Source organism: Serratia sp. TSA_198.1 (genome assembly GCF_052686505.1).
The window spans coordinates 281372-298924 of the sequence record NZ_JBQZFP010000002.1 but is presented as its reverse complement, the minus strand read 5'-3'; the positions used below and the strand labels follow the sequence as shown (position 1 = coordinate 298924).

At 57.0% G+C, this 17553-nt stretch carries 14 protein-coding genes and 6 tRNA genes; 9 read left to right on the top strand and 11 right to left on the bottom strand.

The genetic code is table 11. From position 1 onward, the window contains the following. Window positions 1-4 precede the first annotated feature (4 nt). Window positions 5-970, bottom strand: coding sequence for a glucokinase (gene glk / locus ACUTSW_RS12785; RefSeq protein WP_303621171.1), 966 nt, complete (start codon window positions 968-970; stop codon window positions 5-7). 343 nt (window positions 971-1313) lie between these two features. Between glk and ACUTSW_RS12780 the strand changes: the two genes are divergently transcribed. Then, the gene (locus ACUTSW_RS12780; protein WP_013813973.1) at window positions 1314-2561 is read left to right on the top strand and encodes an ion channel protein; all 1248 of its coding nucleotides are present in this window, start codon (window positions 1314-1316) and stop codon (window positions 2559-2561) included. On the opposite strand, the gene ACUTSW_RS12775 is transcribed toward ACUTSW_RS12780, so the two are convergent. Together ACUTSW_RS12775 and ACUTSW_RS12770 are read right to left on the bottom strand one after the other, a co-directional pair. Further along, the gene (locus ACUTSW_RS12775) at window positions 2558-3250 is read right to left on the bottom strand and encodes an aspartate/glutamate racemase family protein (protein ID WP_241921891.1); all 693 of its coding nucleotides are present in this window, start codon (window positions 3248-3250) and stop codon (window positions 2558-2560) included. The two genes, ACUTSW_RS12780 and ACUTSW_RS12775, sit on opposite strands and share 4 nt — an antisense overlap. Window positions 3251-3317: 67 nt before the next feature. After that, window positions 3318-3770 carry a multidrug/biocide efflux PACE transporter gene (locus ACUTSW_RS12770; protein ID WP_062868164.1) on the bottom strand — a complete coding sequence of 151 codons (453 nt, stop codon included), beginning with the start codon at window positions 3768-3770 and terminating at the stop codon, window positions 3318-3320. A gap of 157 nt (window positions 3771-3927) precedes the next feature. On the opposite strand from ACUTSW_RS12770, the gene ACUTSW_RS12765 reads away from it, so the two are divergent. Then, window positions 3928-4818 carry a LysR family transcriptional regulator gene (locus ACUTSW_RS12765; protein ID WP_062868165.1) on the top strand — a complete coding sequence of 297 codons (891 nt, stop codon included), beginning with the start codon at window positions 3928-3930 and terminating at the stop codon, window positions 4816-4818. Here ACUTSW_RS12765 and ACUTSW_RS12760 read toward each other — a convergent pair. Continuing rightward, window positions 4794-6455 (bottom strand): alpha-keto acid decarboxylase family protein, encoded by a 1662-nt coding sequence (locus ACUTSW_RS12760; protein ID WP_445584580.1) that lies wholly within the window; start codon window positions 6453-6455, stop codon window positions 4794-4796. The genes ACUTSW_RS12765 and ACUTSW_RS12760 overlap by 25 nt on opposite strands. 249 nt (window positions 6456-6704) lie before the next feature. Between ACUTSW_RS12760 and mgrA the strand changes: the two genes are divergently transcribed. Beyond that, a complete protein-coding gene (mgrA, locus tag ACUTSW_RS12755) occupies window positions 6705-7694 on the top strand; it encodes an L-glyceraldehyde 3-phosphate reductase (protein ID WP_445584579.1) in 990 nt (329 codons plus the stop codon). Between the two features lie 220 nt (window positions 7695-7914). Further along, window positions 7915-8316 (top strand): DUF2502 domain-containing protein, encoded by a 402-nt coding sequence (locus ACUTSW_RS12750; protein WP_445584578.1) that lies wholly within the window; start codon window positions 7915-7917, stop codon window positions 8314-8316. 34 nt (window positions 8317-8350) lie between these two features. Here ACUTSW_RS12750 and ACUTSW_RS12745 read toward each other — a convergent pair whose 3' ends face one another. Continuing rightward, window positions 8351-9583, bottom strand: a complete 1233-nt coding sequence (locus tag ACUTSW_RS12745; protein WP_062868168.1) for an Nramp family divalent metal transporter — start codon at window positions 9581-9583, stop codon at window positions 8351-8353. 378 nt (window positions 9584-9961) lie between these two features. Here ACUTSW_RS12745 and ACUTSW_RS12740 point away from each other — a divergent pair, with 378 nt between their 5' ends. Continuing rightward, window positions 9962-11149, top strand: a complete 1188-nt coding sequence (locus ACUTSW_RS12740) for a NupC/NupG family nucleoside CNT transporter (RefSeq protein WP_004947602.1) — start codon at window positions 9962-9964, stop codon at window positions 11147-11149. Window positions 11150-11264: 115 nt separating this feature from the next. On the opposite strand, the gene ACUTSW_RS12735 is transcribed toward ACUTSW_RS12740, so the two are convergent. From ACUTSW_RS12735 to gltX, 3 genes are all read right to left on the bottom strand, one after another. Next, a tRNA-Ala gene (locus tag ACUTSW_RS12735) sits at window positions 11265-11340 on the bottom strand. A gap of 60 nt (window positions 11341-11400) precedes the next feature. Then, a tRNA-Ala gene (locus tag ACUTSW_RS12730) sits at window positions 11401-11476 on the bottom strand. Between the two features lie 267 nt (window positions 11477-11743). Next, window positions 11744-13153 carry a glutamate--tRNA ligase gene (gene gltX, locus ACUTSW_RS12725; RefSeq protein WP_063201373.1) on the bottom strand — a complete coding sequence of 470 codons (1410 nt, stop codon included), beginning with the start codon at window positions 13151-13153 and terminating at the stop codon, window positions 11744-11746. 292 nt (window positions 13154-13445) lie between these two features. Between gltX and ACUTSW_RS12720 the strand changes: the two genes are divergently transcribed. The 4 genes from ACUTSW_RS12720 to ACUTSW_RS12705 all read left to right on the top strand — a co-directional run bounded on the left by ACUTSW_RS12720 (window position 13446) and on the right by ACUTSW_RS12705 (window position 13835). After that, window positions 13446-13521: transfer RNA gene (locus ACUTSW_RS12720), tRNA-Val, on the top strand. Between the two features lie 40 nt (window positions 13522-13561). Next, window positions 13562-13637, top strand: a tRNA-Val gene (locus ACUTSW_RS12715). Between the two features lie 39 nt (window positions 13638-13676). Next, window positions 13677-13752 (top strand) — tRNA-Val (locus ACUTSW_RS12710). Window positions 13753-13759: 7 nt separating this feature from the next. Then, window positions 13760-13835, top strand: a tRNA-Lys gene (locus ACUTSW_RS12705). A gap of 475 nt (window positions 13836-14310) precedes the next feature. Here the strand turns inward: ACUTSW_RS12705 and dhbA are convergent. The 3 genes from dhbA to ACUTSW_RS12690 are packed head-to-tail and all read right to left on the bottom strand — an operon-like array spanning window position 14311 to window position 17552. Continuing rightward, complete coding sequence (gene dhbA, locus ACUTSW_RS12700) at window positions 14311-15069, bottom strand: 2,3-dihydro-2,3-dihydroxybenzoate dehydrogenase (RefSeq protein ID WP_445584577.1); 759 nt, start codon at window positions 15067-15069, stop codon at window positions 14311-14313. Continuing rightward, a complete protein-coding gene (locus tag ACUTSW_RS12695) occupies window positions 15069-15923 on the bottom strand; it encodes an isochorismatase family protein (protein ID WP_006327037.1) in 855 nt (284 codons plus the stop codon). Before ACUTSW_RS12695 ends, dhbA begins: the two co-directional genes overlap by 1 nt. Before the next feature lie 3 nt (window positions 15924-15926). Continuing rightward, the gene (locus tag ACUTSW_RS12690) at window positions 15927-17552 is read right to left on the bottom strand and encodes a (2,3-dihydroxybenzoyl)adenylate synthase (protein WP_445584576.1); all 1626 of its coding nucleotides are present in this window, start codon (window positions 17550-17552) and stop codon (window positions 15927-15929) included. Window position 17553 lies beyond the last annotated feature (1 nt).

Here is a 17553-nt window from a genome sequence, read left to right as displayed (position 1 = left end):
CAGATTACAAATGCATACCCAACGTCTGGCGCAGATGGGCGCCCGCGCCCAACAAGCCCGGTTGCGCATGGGTGATCATAAAGACCGGGATATCATGCACGTAATCCTTGAAACGCCCTTTATCTTCAAACGCCGCGCGGAAACCGGATGCCTTGAAGAACTCCATAAAGCGCGGCACTATGCCGCCGGCGATGTAAACGCCGCCGAAAGTGCCGAGATTCAACGCCAGGTTGCCGCCAAAGCGTCCTAAAATAACGCAGAACAGCGACAAGGCACGGCGGCAATCAATGCAGCTGTCGGCCAGCGCGCGCTCGGTGATGTCCTTTGGCTCTAGCTTTTCCGGCAGGCGTTGATCGGACTTGACGATAGCGCGGTAGAGATTGACCAATCCCGGGCCGGACAGCACGCGCTCGGCGGAGACGTGCCCCACTTCTGCCCGCAGCACCTCCAGAATGCTATCTTCCTCTTCGCTGTTCGGCGCAAAATCAACGTGGCCGCCTTCCCCCGGCAGGCTCACCCAGCGGCGGTTAACGTGCACCAGGTGCGCCACCCCCAGGCCGGTGCCGGCGCCGTACACCGCAATCGGCTTGTCTTTCTGCGCGCTGCCGCCGCCGAACTGCAACACATCGTCTGGCGTCAACATCGGGATCGCCATCGAGACGGCGGTAAAGTCGTTGATCACTTCCAGATGGTTAAGCCCCAGGTTGGCTTGCATCTCTTTGATCGAGAACGCCCAGGTGTGGTTGGTCATCGCCACCCAATCTTCGGTGACCGGGCAGGCAATCGCGATGCAGGCGTCCTGCACCTGAATATCCTGCTCCTTCAGATATTGGCGGATCACCGCCTCCAGGCTGTCAAACTCCAGGCCGGAATAGGTTTTTGCCTGGGTAATTTCACCCGTCGCCACAGTGCACAACGCCAGGCGGGCATTCGTCCCGCCAACATCACCTACGAGGGCATAGGTCATCAGTATCTTCTCCGCAAAATGAATAATAGAAAGCTGCCCACACTGTAAAATCCCGCCGCAAAAACAACAATCACCATCCTTCGCGCTGCCATCCATTAGCGATCCAGATCACAAAAAACGTTTCAGCTTGGCGGTTATGCCGCTGTTTGAAACAAATTGCGGCAAAAAAACGTGCCGTGGCGGCTGTTAAGCGTCATAACAGAGAGGCACTATTAATCAACCTGCGCCCTTTGCCTGTCGGCTATTGCTTTACGTGCCGACGTCCCTTTTTGTCTGGCAAGCCAGGGCACAACCCAATCACCCATTCTCCCTGCCGCACAGGGGGCCATTGACAAGGGATCCTTGCATGCTGCACCCGCGCGCCAATACCATGTTGGCTTTCGCCCTGCCCGCTCTCGTTATCGGTTCAGCCTCAAGCCTGGTGCTTATTCTGGTGATGAAATTCGCCGACGCGCTGCAACGGCTGCTTTGGGTGAACATACCCGCAGCCTTGAATATCGATACCCACTCGCCCTGGTGGCTGCTCAGCATCCTGACGCTGGCCGGTATCGCCGTCGGGCTGATTATCCGTTATATGCCCGGCCACGCAGGACCGGATCCGGCTACCGAATCGCTGATCGGCATGCCGTTGCCGCTTTCTGCCGTGCCCGGCCTCGGGCTGGCGTTAATCATTGGTCTGGCGGGCGGCGTGAGCCTGGGGCCGGAAAACCCCATCACTGCCATCAATATTGCGTTGGTGGTCGCTGTAGGTTCGCGGCTGTTGCCGAGAGTGCCGCGCATGGACTGGATTATTCTCGCCGCCGCCGGCACCATCGGCGCGCTGTTTGGCACCCCGGTTGCCGCCGCGCTGATCTTTTCGCAAACGCTGGCCGGCAATAACGACGTGCCGCTGTGGGATCGGTTGTTTGCCCCGCTGATGGCGGCAGCGGCCGGCGCGGTGACCACTCAGCTGTTTTTCACACCGAACTTCGCGCTGCAAATTGACGCCTATGCCGCCACCCGGCTGACGGATATTTTCAGTGGCTCCATCGTCGCCCTGATCGCCATCGCGCTGGGTATGGTAGCGCTGTGGAGCTTCCCCCATCTCCATCGCCTGTTCCATTCGCTGAAAAACCCGGTGCTGATGCTGGGCCTGGGCGGCTTTGCGCTCGGTGTACTGGCGCTGATCGGCGGGGAGATCACGCTATTTAAAGGGTTGGACGAAATGAAGCGGCTGGCTGCCGGGGAGAACTTCTCGGTCACGGAACTACTGCTGATTACCCTGACCAAGCTGGCGGCGTTGGTGATTGCCGCCGCCAGCGGTTTTCGCGGCGGGCGTATCTTCCCGGCGGTGTTCGTCGGCGTGGCGCTGGGCCTGATGCTGCATCAGCACGTCCCGGCGGTGCCGGCGGCCATCACCGTCTCCTGCGCCATTATGGGGCTGGTGCTGGTGGTCACGCGTGACGGCTGGCTCAGCCTGTTTATGGCCGTCGCGGTGGTGCCGGAGCTGCACCTGCTGCCGGTGCTGTGCATTGTGATGCTGCCCGCCTGGCTGGTGCTGGCGGGCAAACCCTTGATGTTGGTAGGCAAACGCCAACCGCCGCACGACGATTAGGCCAGCGCGTATTCCGCGGCGGCGCGCGCATGGATAGCGGTAGTGTCGAACACCGGCACCGAAGCATCCTGCGCGCTGACCAGCAGGCCAATCTCGGTACAGCCGAAAATAATGCCCTGCGCGCCCTGCTGTTCCAGATCAGCGATAATGCGGCGATACTCATCGCGCGACGCGTCGCGGATCGTCCCCAGACACAGCTCTTCATAAATAATGCGATGCACGATATCGCGATCGGCCGCCGTGGGCGTAACCACCTCGATGCCGTGCCGCTCTTGCAACCGCCCGCGATAAAAATCCTGCTCCATGGTAAAACGCGTGCCGAGCAGCCCGATGCGACGGATCCCCTGTTGCCGCACCTGCAACGCCGTGGCGTCGGCGATGTGAATCAGGGGTAGGCCGCTGGCCTGTTCAACCGCGTCCGCCACTTTGTGCATGGTGTTGGTGCAGATGACGATGGCCTCCGCACCTGCGGCTCGTAACGACACGGCTGCTGCGGCCAGCAGGTGCCCCGCGCCGTCCCAATCCCCCTGATGCTGCAGGCGTTCAATCTCGTGAAAATCGACGCTGTAGAGGACGATCTTGGCCGAATGCAGGCCGCCAAGACGCCCCTTCACCTGTTCATTGATCATGCGGTAATAAGGGAGGGTTGATTCCCAGCTCATACCGCCCAACAAACCCAACACTTTCATCGTTTTTTCTCCGCCTCGTTACCGTATCTCTCCGACACTACCGGAGAATCGCAGCGATGACGATACGTTATTTCACGCCGGAACTGGCCGGTTGACGCGCTTCGAACCAGCGTTGACGCAGCGTGTCGTACACCCAGTTATAGATCATGGTGTACGGCAGGAAGAACAGGAAGAAACCGATCTCCAGCATAAAGGCCTGCGCGAAGGAAATATTCAGCATCCAGGCGGCAATCGGCACGCCTATCAGGACAAACCCGGCCTCAAAGCCCAGGGCGTGAAACCCCCGTACCTTGAGATTGCGCACCACGCGGCCCACCGGCCACAGGCGGTCAAACACCGTGTTATAAATCATGTTCCACACCATGGCGACGGTCGACAACATCACCGCCAACGCACCGATCTGTACCATAGAACGGTTGAGCAGCCAGGCACCCAACGGGGCGCAAATCATCACGGCAATGGCTTCAAAACCGACGGCATGGACGATACGTTCAACGAAAGACTTGTTTTGCAGTTGCATACATCACCTGTTTTTTTACCCTATGAATCTGTCGGGGAGCGGCAAGCCGCCCCGCATTAATCGGAGCTGATTTATTCGCCCCCCACTAAAGCCAGGTGATTATCATCGATTTTTTGGGTAGATTAAAAATAGGTTCCATCGATAAAGTAGATACATCATGCGCTATTCACCTGAAGCCCTGCAGGCATTTGTCGAAGCCGCCGCTCTGGGTTCTTTTTCTGCCGCCGCGCGCAAGCTGCGCAAAAGCCAATCGACCATCAGCACCGCCATCGCTAACCTGGAGGCAGATCTCGGCTTGCAATTGTTCGATCGCCAGGCACGGCAGCCAGTCTTGACCGCCGCCGGCCGTAAAGTGCTCGGCCATGTGCAGGAGATCCTCGCCGCCAGCGAACGGCTTGACGCGCTGAGCATCCGCCTGGCGGACAAGACAGAACCCCGGTTAACCATCGTATTTTCCGATACCTACCAGCCGAATCACCACGACAGGTTGATGCTGCACTTTGAGCGGCGCTATCAGGATATTGAACTCGAATGCATGATTGCCGAGGACGGGGACGTGCTCGATCTGCTGCAAAGCGGCCGCGCGCACCTTGGCATGGTAGAGGTTCAGCCCAGTTATCCGCCGGATATCGCCTTCGCGCGGCTGCCGGAGCAAACTGAAATGGGGCTGTTCGTCGCCCGCTCGCACCCGCTGGCGCAAACGGCCTCGCCAACGCATGAGCAGTTATCCAGCACGCGCCAGCTGTATTTGAATACCTACACTGGCGCAAGCGCGGCACGGCCCCAGGGGTTGGTATGGTCCGCGCCGAGCTATCTGATGCTGCTGGAAATGGCGGAACAAGGTTTTGGCTGGGCCGCGTTGCCAAACTGGCTGGTGAAACAGTACGGCCACGACAAATTAGCCGAGCTGAAACCGCGCGGTTGGCCGAAGCTGATTTCCGTGGATGCGGTGTGGTCGAAGTTGTCCCCGCCGGGGCCGGCGGGGTACTGGTTGCTGGAGCGCTTGCTGGAAAGCGCGGAAGATCAGGCCGCCGCGTTGCGTGATTGAATGGCGCGCGAAACGGTATCCAGCAATTCGGGAATGTCCATCTTCGGCAGCACCACTTCCACGAAGGCCAACTGCCGGCTGTCGCCCACTTCGCGCAATGCCTGGCGCAGTTGCTCCGGTTCGGTGACCCGCAGCGTTTTCACCTGATGCTCGCCGGCCAGCGCCTGCGGCAGTTGCGTCCAGTTCCACTGGGCGATGTCGTTGTAGCGCTGCTCCGGCCCATGAATCGCCCGTTCGACGGTATACCCCTCATTATTCAGCAGGAAGATCACCGGTTTCAGCCCGTCGCGCAGCATCGAGCCAATCTCTTGCGCGGTGAGTTGCGCCGCTCCGTCGCCGATCAAAAGCAGCACCCGGCGATCCGGCTCCGCCGTCTGCGCGCCGAACGCCGCCGGCAGGGTGTAGCCGATAGATCCCCACAGCGACTGAACGATAAATCGGCAGCCCTGCGGCAGGCTCAAAACCGCAGCGCCAAAACAGGCGGTGCCCTGATCGGCGATCACTATGTCGCCCGGGCGCAAGAAGTCCTGGATCTGTTGCCAGAAGCCGTGTTGGTCCAAACCGCTGCCGCTCGGCGCCGGCAATGCCGGCCGTTTGATCGCCGGCAACTGCCATTGCAACGCCAGTGGCAACGTCAACTGGTGCAACGCTTGTACCGCGTCACGCATCGGGATCTGGCTGAATACCTGCTGCCCGACCCGCGCTTCAAAAGGCTGGATATCGATACACTTCTCCGTCGGCAAGTGATGGCTGAAACCGGCAGTAATGGTATCGGTAAAGCGCACGCCGACGGTAATCACCACGTCGGCGTTCTCAATCAGCTGCTTCACCTGCGGATCGCTGGCCGCACCGGCGTAGGTGCCGGTAAAACAGGCATGGGTTTCATCAAAGACGCTCTTGCCGAGCAGCATCGTCGAATGCGGCATGTCGACCTCATTCATCCACTGTTCCAGCACCCTTTCGGCGCCAAAGCGTTCAGCCAGGAAATCGGCCAACAGAGAAACCCGCCGTGCCGGCAGCAGCATTTCTCGCGCTGCGGCGATAAACGCCTGCAACGACGCCTGTGAAAGATGGGCCTGTCGCAGCATCAGCGGCGCCGGCCGCGACGCCAGCGGCGCTTCCGCCACGTCGCTCGGCAACATCAGGTAAACCGGGCGGCGTTCAAACAGCGCGGTGGTCAGCAGGCGATCGATTTCCGCCTCGGCGTTGGCGGCGGTGAGGTTCGCCTGGGCGACGGTCACTTCTTTGGCCATGCGGGCAAAGTGGCCAAAATCCCCGTCCCCCAGCGAATGGTGCAGTAAATCGCCGGCCCGCTGCGCGCGCAGCGCCGGGGTGCCAACCACGTGGATCACCGGTAAGTATTCGGCGTAGCTGCCGGCAATACCATTTACCGCGCTCAGTTCGCCCACGCCAAAGGTGGTCAGTAAAGCGGCGGCCGGTTTGCAGCGCGCGTAACCGTCTGCGGCATAGGCGGCATTGAGTTCGTTGGCACACCCCACCCAGGCGATCTGCGGGTGAGCAATCACGTGGTCGAGAAACTGCAGGTTGTAGTCTCCGGGCACGCCAAAGAAGTGCCGGATGCCGATCTGGGCTAAACGATCGAGTAGGTAATCGGCCACCGTATAGCTTTTACTCATGATCATCACCTGCAAAAGGTTGCAATTGTTAGTTTTAAGTATCAAATATGTTATGAAAATGTCGAGCATTGTGTTTAAAAAGCGGATGGAAACCCTACGTTACATCACCGCACTCGCCACGATCATTTACCTGCCTCATGGGCAGCATTTAAAAAATTGAAGGTGATTTAGCGTGATCCTGGGCTCTGACAACGGGAGTGAAAGCGCATACACTAAAGCTCACTCTCACCTCTGCCGAAAAGGGTTTGTATGCTTTACCAGGCTGATTCTTCGCGTTATCAAAATATGGAATATCGCCGCTGCGGACGCAGCGGGCTGAAATTGCCCGCGGTTTCGCTCGGCTTATGGCACAACTTTGGCGACACCTCCTTGTATGACAATGCGCGCAAATTGATTCATTGCGCGTTCGATCGCGGTATTACCCATTTCGATCTGGCCAATAACTATGGCCCGCCACCCGGTTCCGCCGAGGAAAACTTTGGCCGCATCCTCAGCGCAGATCTGAAACCCTGGCGCGATGAACTGATCATCGCCTCGAAGGCCGGTTACACCATGTGGCCTGGCCCTTACGGCGACTGGGGTTCGAAGAAGTATCTGGTCGCCAGCCTGGATCAAAGCCTGCAACGCATGGGGCTGGAATATGTGGATATCTTCTATCACCATCGCCCGGATCCGGATACGCCGCTGGAGGAAACCATGGGCGCGCTGGATCTGCTGGTACGCCAGGGCAAGGCGCTGTACGTCGGGCTGTCCAACTACCCGGCCGACCGCGCGCGCCAGGCATTCGAGATTCTGCACCGGCTAGGCACGCCTTGCGTGATCCATCAGCCTAAGTACTCTCTGTTCGAGCGCTGGGTTGAGCCGGAGCTGCTGGATACGCTCGAAGAACATGGCGTCGGCTCCATTGCATTCTCCCCGCTGGCCGGCGGCCTGCTGACCGATCGTTACCTGCACGGCATTCCGCAAGATTCACGCGCAGCCAGCGGCAGCCAGTTCCTGCAACCTGATCAGCTCACCGACGCAAAACTGGAAAAAGTGCGCCAGCTTAACGCCCTGGCGCAACAGCGTGGGCAGAAGCTGTCGCAGATGGCGCTGGCCTGGGTATTGCGCGGCGATCGCGTGACTTCCGTGCTGATTGGCGCCAGCAAGACCAGCCAGATTGAAGATGCCGTCGGCATGCTGGCTAACCGCACTTTCAGCAGCGACGAAATCGCCCATATCGAACGGATATTAATGTAATCGCTTACAATTATCGCTGGGCGCATGGCCGGCGATAACCTCCGCAGCGCCAGACAAATCTTAAATCCTCATCCCATCGCCGCTTTTCAGAATCCCACTAAGATTCAACCCTATCCGCAGGCGCTAATATGGCGATATTGCAGTAAAAAAATAATAAGGCCGGTTAATGATGAACGCGCTTCATTAACTGGCCAACCCGCTACGGCGGAAAGGAGAAGCCATGTTTAAACCTCTGTTATTGGCCGCCTTGTTGGTGGCGTCGACGGTACCCACCATCCAGCAGGCGCATGCGGATGGCCTCAGTATCAATCTGATGCCGGGCGTATCGCTGCGCATTGGCGAGGAAGATAACCGCGGCCGTTATTGGGACGGCTACGACTGGCGCGACCGCGATTGGTGGCAAGGCCATCAGGGCCGCTACCTGGGCGATCGCAGCCGCCGGGGCTATTACTGGGATGGTTATCGCTGGCGCGATAACGATTACTGGCGCAAAAATTATTACTATCATGATGGCCGCTATCGCAAATTCGATAAGCATTACTACAAGCACCACGAAAAACATCATTGGAAGAAAAATCACCATGACGACGATCGCGGTCGTCGCCATCACGACGATGATTGATGCCAAAAGGCCAGCGTAACGCTGGCCTTTTCGATCACGACATGCTGCTGACCAGCAGATAGCCGTTCAGGCCGACGACCACCAACACAATCAGCTTGCCCAGCGTCTGTATGCTCCGGCTGTTCACCATCTCCCCCATCAGTTCCCGGTTACCGGTAAAGGTGAGCAGCGGCACCAGCGCCAACGCAATGCCGAAGCTCAGCAGCACCTGACTCAGTACCAGAATACGCGTGGCATCCATCCCCAGCATAATGACGATAAACGACGGCAGCATAGTGACCACCCGGCGCACCCACAGCGGAATGTAAAAGCGTACAAATCCCTGCATCACCACCTGCCCCGCCAGCGTCCCCACGACGGTGGAAGACAGACCGGCGGCCACCAGGCTCAGCCCGAAGAGCGTCGCCGCCGCCTGGCCCAGCACCGGCTGCAGCGTCAGATAGGCCAGATCAAGATCGGCCACGCCGCTGTGCCCATTGAAGTGGAAGGTGGCGGCGGCGGTTGCCATCATTGCCAGGTTAACAAAACCGGCGATGGTCATGGCAATGGCGACATCGACCTTGGTGGACGCATACCGATCCGCCTTTGAATTCTCGCCGGCAGTCTGGGTTAAGGATGAATGCAAATAAATCACGTGCGGCATGATGGTCGCGCCCAGCACGCCGGCGGCCAGATATACCGCATCGCCATTCGGCAGATCCGGGATCGCCATGCCTTTTAACAACGGGCCAAGCTGCGGCTGGGAAAACGCCAGCTCCACCATATAGGCAGCGGCAACAAACAGCAGCAGCCCGCCGATCGCCCTCTCCAGCGGTTTTTGCCCGCGTTTTTGCAGCATCAGGATCAGGAAGGTGGCGATACCCGTCAGGATGGCGCCCTCAAGCAGCGTAACGCCCAACAGCAGTTTGAAACCTATCGCCGCGCCGATAAACTCCGCCAGGTCGGTAGCCATCGCAATGATTTCCGCCTGCACCCAATAAGCCCATACGGCCGGGCGTGGAAAGCGATCGCGGATGTGTTCCGCCAGGTTTTTGCCGGTAGCGATGCCGAGTTTGGCGGACAGCAGTTGGATAAGCATGGCCATGACGTTGGCCCAGACCACGACCCACAGCAGGCTGTAACCCAAAGAGGCGCCGGACTGGATATTGGTGGCGAAATTGCCGGGATCGATATAACCGATGGCCGCGATAAATGCGGGCCCCATCAGCGACAGTTTGATTTTTCTGGACGGGCGACGGGTGTTCTCAACCACGCGACTGTTTGGCATACCCTGAACCCTTACGTCTGATAAACTAAGGGTTATCTTATGCAAATGATAATAATTATCAAGCGCATTTGTAACGGTAAAACTTATCTCTGTAATCGGGGATAACTCAGGTTTTAACGAAGGGTGTAACGTGCAGATGACACTTTTCGGCCCTCCAACGAGGCATATTCCAAACGAAATACGCCTGATAATCAAATTAGCACAAGAATAGGAATTTCATATGGATTCAGTAACCCATTGATTTTTTATGCTTTAACCTGATAATTTAAGACATTTCCCATTACGACTTTCCATATTTGCAATGGACCTCTCGTTTTTAAACGTGGCGTTACATAAAATGACATCCGAAATTCAGCCTGCCTCAAGTTTGGAGCAAACATGTCCCATATTGCGCACTTTGCGTTAGCGTTGGTGGTGGTTGCGATCCTGGCACTGTTAGTGTGCCGCGATCGTAAAAGCATCCGCATTCGCTACGTTATTCAACTGTTGGTTATTGAAGTACTGCTGGCCTATTTTTTCCTGCATTCGGAAGCGGGTTTAGGCTTTGTAAAAGGATTCGCGGCGCTGTTCGACAAGCTGCTCGGGTTTGCGGGGCAAGGGACTGATTTTGTATTCGGCGGTATGGGCGATAAAGGTTTGGCCTTCTTCTTCCTGAAGGTACTGTGCCCAATCGTCTTCATCTCTGCGCTGATCGGTATTCTGCAATACATCAAAGTGTTGCCGTTTATCATCCGGATTATTGGTACCGTGCTGTCAAAAGTAAACGGAATGGGCAAGCTGGAGTCGTTTAACGCCGTCAGCTCGCTGATCCTGGGCCAGTCTGAAAACTTCATTGCCTATAAAGATATCCTGGGCAAGATGTCGGAAAAACGCATGTACACCATGGCGGCAACCGCGATGTCTACGGTTTCCATGTCCATCGTGGGTGCTTACATGACCATGCTGGACGCCAAGTTTGTGGTTGCGGCGCTGGTACTGAACATGTTCAGCACCTTTATCGTGCTGTCATTGGTCAACCCGTATGACACCAGTAAAGAAGAAGAACTGCATCTGGGTAATCTGCACGAAGGCCAGAGCTTCTTCGAAATGCTGGGTGAATACATTCTGGCAGGTTTCAAAGTAGCTATTATCGTTGCCGCAATGCTGATCGGCTTTATCGCTCTGATCGCTGCGCTCAACGGTCTGTTCAGCGCCATCTTCGGTCTGAGCTTCCAGGAAATCCTGGGCTACTTCTTCTATCCATTCGCCTGGATTATGGGTATTCCTAAGCACGAAGCCTTGCAGGTGGGCAGCATCATGGCGACCAAGCTGGTCTCCAATGAGTTCGTGGCCATGATGGAACTGCAGAAAGTCTCTGCCGAACTGTCGCCACGCAGCCTGGGCATTCTGTCGGTGTTCCTGGTTTCCTTCGCCAACTTCTCTTCCATCGGTATTGTGGCCGGTGCGATTAAAGGGCTGAATGAGAATCAGGGCAACGTAGTTTCCCGCTTTGGTCTGAAGCTGGTTTACGGTTCAACGCTGGTCAGCCTCCTGTCTGCGTCCATCGCGGGCCTGGTTCTGGGCTAAGCCGAAACGGCAACAACGGAAAGGTCGCTTCGGCGGCCTTTTTTATTGCCCGCAGTGTAGAAAGCAGGAAAGACAGAAAGCAAAAAGCCGACCCTGAGGTCGGCTTTTTAAAGGTTGGTGGAGCTAGACGGGATCGAACCGTCGACCTCTTGCATGCCATGCAAGCGCTCTCCCAGCTGAGCTATAGCCCCACAAAAGTGGTACGCTTTAACCGGCGTTACGGTAATCCCCAACCTTACTGAGATAAAGGTTGGTGGAGCTAGACGGGATCGAACCGTCGACCTCTTGCATGCCATGCAAGCGCTCTCCCAGCTGAGCTATAGCCCCAATCCACAATCACAAAATCCTGTGAACGGGGCGCATAATATGAAACCCCCGAAACACTGTCAACGGCTAAATTGAATTAGTCGATCAAGCGCTGAAAAAGCCGCCAAATCAGCGCGTTTAGCGCTAAAAAATCGCCATTGCGGATAAAAATCAGCCAGGAATAAAAAAAGCCCTGCGGATCGCTCCACAAGGCTTTATCTGTTATCGCGTCATCTTGCTACCGGCCGCGTGCTGACAGCCTGGCAACACGCAGCCAATCTATCAGGCCTAGGCTTCACGCCCGGCGATGTAGGCCAGCGCCAGGTCGATACGCTGCAAAGAACGCGCCTGGCCGATAGCATGCACGGTCACGTCCATACCCGGTGACTGACCGGCGCCGGTGACCGCTACGCGCAGCGGCATGCCCACCTTGCCCATACCTACGCCCAGCTCATCAGCGGTACCCTGAATGGCGTCATGCACGTTCTCCGGCGTCCAGGCACTGACAGCAGCCAGTTTGGCGCGTACCGCTTCCAGCGGCTGGCGTGCCACTGGACGCAGGTGCTTCTTGGCGGCGTCAGCGTCGAATTCGCTGAAGTCTTCATAGAAGTAACGGCAGGACTCGGCCATTTCCTTCAGCGTCTTGCAGCGCTCGCCCAGCAGTTTGACGATATCTTTCAGCTCAGGGCCGTTGCGAGTCTCAATGCCAAGCTGCTCAACATGCCACGCCAGATACACCGCAACTTCTTCCGCCGGCATATGGTTAATGTAATGGTGATTCAGCCACTGCAACTTCTCGGTATTGAAAGCGCTGGCGGATTTGTTGATCGCTTCCAGGGTGAAGAACTCTTTCATCTCATCAATAGAGAAGATTTCCTGGTCGCCGTGGGACCAACCCAGGCGCACCAAATAGTTCAGCAACGCCTGCGGCAGGTAACCGTCATCGCGGTACTGCATCACGCCCACTGCGCCATGGCGTTTTGACAGTTTTTTGCCGTCGTCGCCCAGGATCATGGAAACGTGCGCATATTCCGGTACCGGCGCACCCAGCGCTTTCAGAATGTTGATCTGGCGAGGGGTGTTGTTGATGTGGTCTTCGCCGCGGATCACGTGGCTGATTTCCATATCCCAGTCGTCCACCACGACGCAGAAGTTGTAGGTTGGCGAACCGTCGGTACGGCGAATGATCAGATCGTCCAGCTCTTGGTTGCTGAATTCGATTGGGCCGCGGATCTTGTCATCGAAGATAACCGAACCTTCCTGCGGGTTACGGAAACGCACCACGCACGGCTCGTCATCGGTGTGGCTGTCCTGGCTGTCACGGCAGTGGCCGTCGTAACGCGGTTTTTCACCGTTTTCCATCTGCGTTTCACGCAGCGCTTCCAGACGTTCCTTCGAGCAGTAGCATTTATAGGCGGTATCCTGCACCAGCATGTCGTCAATCACCGCGTTATAACGGTCAAAACGCTTGGTCTGGAAATACGGACCTTCGTTCCAATCCAGGTTTAACCAGTTCATGCCATCCATAATTGCGTCGATAGCGTCCTGCGAGGAACGTTCCAGATCGGTATCTTCGATACGCAGAACGAACTCACCGCCCGAATGGCGGCTGAACAACCAGGAGTAAAGCGCAGTACGGGCACCACCGACGTGAAGATAGCCGGTTGGGCTCGGTGCAAAACGGGTTTTGATTTTCATTGGTTTCACTGCCTTATTACGCAACGCGGGTCGGCGGTTGCCGACGATTGCTCGGAATTGAAAAAAGTGGGCAACATTGTACCACCCCCCGCTAATTCCTCAACGCCGACACGAGATTGCCGCACCGGTTTTCGTTATCGCTGCGGCGCATTTCGCATAACAATGTGCAAAGAATCATCATTGGTGGTGATAAATATCGCATCCTGTTTAAATTTGCGGCGAACGATTGAAATCATTTTAAAAACCGTTGACTCACTTTCAACTATCCCTATAATGCGACTCCAACAAGACGGGGCGATTAGCTCAGTTGGTAGAGCATCTCCTTTACACGGAGGGGGTCGGCGGTTCGAGCCCGTCATCGCCCACCATCTTGTTGAGCAGTAAAGCAGTAAGAAATGAGAAGAATGAGGGTGATTAGCTCAGTTGGTAGAGCATCTCCTTTACACGGAGGGGGTCGGCGGTTCGAGCCCGTCATCACCCACCACTCATTCTCTTGTTTGGCAGTACCCGGAAGTTCTGAAGTGGGTGATTAGCTCAGTTGGTAGAGCATCTCCTTTACACGGAGGGGGTCGGCGGTTCGAGCCCGTCATCACCCACCACTTCTGCGGGTCGTTAGCTCAGTTGGTAGAGCAGTTGACTTTTAATCAATTGGTCGCAGGTTCGAATCCCGCACGACCCACCAATACAGAAAAAAGCGCCTTTTGGCGCTTTTTTCGCATCTGCGCCACAGTAATTATCCCAAACAACTCTGCCACATAACGCACCGCGTCGTGCCGGATGAGACAAAAGCGTTTACGCTTTTGAACAACGCTTGCGTTGGCCCGAAGGGTGAGCTTCTGAAAGAAGCGAGTAACCTGTGCAGGTTCGACAAAATTGGCCCTGACAATTTTGAACAACGCTTGCGTTGGCCCGCAGGGCGAGGCCAAAGGCCGAGTTAATCCCGCACGACCCACCAATACAGAAAAAAGCGCCTTTTGGCGCTTTTTTCGCATCTGTAGCCCGGAAATCACCACAACCTCTATTACCTGCCCCCCTTTTAGCGCCCATAAAAAAGGCGCTGCAAGCAGCGCCCTGTGGCCATAATAATCAGCAGTCATATACCCTAAATAATTCAAGTTGCCGTCAACACACACGCAACTTGAAGTATGACGGGTATATCAGGCCGCCAGCGTCGCTCCGCCGTCAATCACGATATCCTGCATAGTGATATGGCTGGCGCGATCGGAAGCCAGGAACAAAATGGCATCGGCAATTTCCTGCGGTTGGGCGATCTTGCCCAGCGGAATACCCAGCTTGAACTGCTCCGGGAAGCCGTTAATGGTGTTCTGTTCACCGCTTTCGTCCTGCCACATGCCGCGCTGCATCGGCGTGTTGGTCGAACCGGGCGAAACCAGATTGCAACGCACGCCATAAGGCGCCATTTCCAACCCTACGGTTTGGCACAGGCTGCGCAACGCCGCCTTGGAAGCGCAATAGGCCGCCATGCCGACGCGCGGCACATGCGCCGCGTTAGAGGCTACGCTGACAATCGCACCGCGCCGCTGGCGACGGAACACCGGCAAGGCATGGCGGAACATATTGAACGCCCCGCCGGCATTGACCGCCATACAGGCCAGCCAGTCTGCGGTGCTGGTCTCATCTGCCAACCCCATCCGCAAAATGCCCGCACCGTTCACCAGCACGTCCAGCGCTGGCTGTGCTGCCAGCAAACGCCCACACAAGCTGTCTACCGCATCGCTATCGGCTACATCCAGCACTTCTGTGCGGAACGGGTATTCCGGTTCGTCAAAACGCAGGTCGAAGCCAATTACCTCGGCACCGGCCCTAACAAACGCCAACGCCGTCTCCAGGCCAATACCGGCCCCCGCGCCGGTAACCCAAACCCGCTTACCGGCAAAATCGCCCTCTTTGCCCATCAAGACTTCTCCTGCGACAACATAGCCCACCAGCTGTCAATGGTCGGGTTTTTGGCCAACGCGATAAAATCAATATCGCTGCGGATTTTACGCCAGCGCGCGGCCAACTCCATGATACGCACCGAGTCCAGACCGTAGTCGATCAGGTTCTCATCGTCGCCCATGTCTTCGCTGTCTTCATCGAGGAACGGCATAATTTGCAGGCGCAACGCAGCTTTGCTGGCGATGCCCGGCAGCAGCTCGGCGGTAGTCACCACACGGCCACAGCGGCCTGCGGTGTAACGCAGCGCCATCAAGTGTTCGTCGCGGGAGAAATCCGCCAGACCATCAGCCACCATAAACGGCTGGATATTGCGCATAAAGGCATCGATGGCGGTAGTCATGCAGCCGATATGAGCATACACGCCGCAAATGATCAGCTGATCGCGCCCCGACTCCTGCAGGATTTCCTGCAGCGGCGAACGGTGGAAGGCGCTGTAACGCCACTTCACCAGAACCGTATCGTCATCTTCCGGTGCCAGAGCCTGAACCACCGCCTGCTGCTCCGGGTGTTTATTCAGCCCTGGCCCCCACATATCGTTCAGCAACGCGCGGTCTTCGTCGCTTTGCTGATTGGGCTGCGCGGTGTAAAACACCGGAATACCCTGTGATTTGCAGTAGCGGCGCAGATTGGCAATGTTCTCTACCACCTGTTTAATCAGCGGGCTGTCTTCACCCCAGAAATTCAGGAAATACTGCTGCATATCGTGGATCAGTAACGCAGCCCGCTGCGGTTCTACCGTCCAGCTCACTTTGTTGGTCGGCAGTTCAGCCTGCGTCGGCAGCGCGTAATCGTTAAGTTTAGGTATGGCCATGACTTATTCTCCCTGGGCCTGAGTCAGTGATTGCGTCTCCAGGCGTTGACGCAACCGTTTTTTATCCACTTTTCCTACCGGGGTGAGCGGCAGCGTATCGACCTGTATAAAGCGATCAGGTAATTTAAATTCGGCCACGCCCTCTGCACGCAAATGGCGGCGCAGCGCCACCGGCTTCAACGCGCTGGCGGCGATAATAAAGGCGCAGCTCTTCTCGCCCATCAGCTCATCCGGCATGGAAACCAGCGCCGCATTGATCACCTCCGGGTGGCGCAACAGCAGGTTTTCGATCTCCTCGGCGGCGATCTTCTCCCCACCGCGGTTGATCTGATCTTTTTGACGCCCTTCCACCTTCACATAGCCGTCTTCAGTCAGGCTAATCAGATCCCCAGAACAGTAAAAACCGTCTTTATCAAAGGCGGCGGCGTTATGTTCGGGGCTTTGGTAATAACCGCGGAAGGTGTAAGGGCCCCGGGTCATCAGGCGCCCGGTTTGCCCCACCGGCAGCGGGTTACCCTCATCATCGGCCACCCACAGTTCGTCGTCCGGCGACATCGGGCAGCCCTGAGTGGTGAGAATATGCCGGTCGTCATCGTCCAACCGGGTGTAATTCACCAGACCTTCCGCCATGCCAAAGACCTGCTGCAACTGGCAGCCGATTTCCGCCGGAATACGCGCGGCCAGGGTTTCACTCAGCTTGGCGCCCCCCACCTGCAACAGCTTAAGGCTGGCCAAGGGTTGACCGCCCCACTCTTCAATCGCCAGTAGCCACAGCGTCACCGCCGGCGGCACCAGCGCCGTCACGTTAATCTGGTGCTGCTCGATCAAACGGAAGCATTGCCCGGCATCCGGATCGCTGGCGAACACCACCAGACCGGCGCCATAAAACACGCCGAGTACGCCCGGAGAACTCATCGGGTAGTTATGCGCCACCGGCAGCGCGCACAGGTAGCGGGTATGCGCATCGAAATGGCAAATTTCCACGCTGCGACGGATGCTGTAGTAGTAATCATTGTGGGTGCGCGGGATCAGCTTTGGCGTGCCGGTGCTGCCACCGGAAAGCTGGAAGAACGCCACTTGGTCAGCCGGGGTCGGTGTCGCGATAAAATCTTCGGCATCCTCTTCAAGCCAGGCGGCCAGCGACTGCTCGCCTTCCGCCTGGCTGCGCAGCCCCACTATGCGCAATGAAGGATTTTCGGCGCGAAACGCCGTGAGGAATTCGTCGTTGCCGAACAGGCCATGCTGGCGATCGGCAATCAGCAGCGCAGGTTTGATTTGTGCGGCATAAGCCTTGAGTTCGTTACGTTGATGGCTGAACAGCGCGTTCACCGGCACCACACCAATTTTCAGCAGCGCAAAGAAGGCCACATAGAACTCGACCACGTTGCCCAACTGCACCAGAGCGGTATCGCCACTGTGCAAGCCCCGACGTTGCAGCGCGGCGGCCAGCCGGTCAGAAAGTTGATTGAGCCGGCGATAGCTCAGGCTGCGTTGCGGGTCGATCAGCGCCACGGCGTCATTTTTGGCCTGGCGGGCAATAATGTCGGTCAATGGCCGGTCGGTCCAATAACCGCGTTCACGATAACGACGGGCCAACGCCTCAGGCCAGGGAGTAAAATCAATGCTCATG

What these genes read in the sequence shown, in the direction of transcription:
- ACUTSW_RS12770 (WP_062868164.1), bottom strand. Translation starts at nt 3,770, where the DNA reads ATGCAACTGCAAAACAAGTCTTTCGTTGAACGTATCGTCCATGCCGTC.
- ACUTSW_RS12765 (WP_062868165.1), top strand. Translation starts at nt 3,928, where the DNA reads ATGCGCTATTCACCTGAAGCCCTGCAGGCATTTGTCGAAGCCGCCGCT.
- dhbA (WP_445584577.1), bottom strand. Translation starts at nt 15,069, where the DNA reads ATGGGCAAAGAGGGCGATTTTGCCGGTAAGCGGGTTTGGGTTACCGGC.
- gltX (WP_063201373.1), bottom strand. Translation starts at nt 13,153, where the DNA reads ATGAAAATCAAAACCCGTTTTGCACCGAGCCCAACCGGCTATCTTCAC.
- ACUTSW_RS12740 (WP_004947602.1), top strand. Translation starts at nt 9,962, where the DNA reads ATGTCCCATATTGCGCACTTTGCGTTAGCGTTGGTGGTGGTTGCGATC.
- ACUTSW_RS12780 (WP_013813973.1), top strand. Translation starts at nt 1,314, where the DNA reads ATGCTGCACCCGCGCGCCAATACCATGTTGGCTTTCGCCCTGCCCGCT.
- ACUTSW_RS12745 (WP_062868168.1), bottom strand. Translation starts at nt 9,583, where the DNA reads ATGCCAAACAGTCGCGTGGTTGAGAACACCCGTCGCCCGTCCAGAAAA.
- ACUTSW_RS12695 (WP_006327037.1), bottom strand. Translation starts at nt 15,923, where the DNA reads ATGGCCATACCTAAACTTAACGATTACGCGCTGCCGACGCAGGCTGAA.
- ACUTSW_RS12760 (WP_445584580.1), bottom strand. Translation starts at nt 6,455, where the DNA reads ATGAGTAAAAGCTATACGGTGGCCGATTACCTACTCGATCGTTTAGCC.
- mgrA (WP_445584579.1), top strand. Translation starts at nt 6,705, where the DNA reads ATGCTTTACCAGGCTGATTCTTCGCGTTATCAAAATATGGAATATCGC.
- ACUTSW_RS12775 (WP_241921891.1), bottom strand. Translation starts at nt 3,250, where the DNA reads ATGAAAGTGTTGGGTTTGTTGGGCGGTATGAGCTGGGAATCAACCCTC.
- ACUTSW_RS12750 (WP_445584578.1), top strand. Translation starts at nt 7,915, where the DNA reads ATGTTTAAACCTCTGTTATTGGCCGCCTTGTTGGTGGCGTCGACGGTA.
- ACUTSW_RS12690 (WP_445584576.1), bottom strand. Translation starts at nt 17,552, where the DNA reads ATGAGCATTGATTTTACTCCCTGGCCTGAGGCGTTGGCCCGTCGTTAT.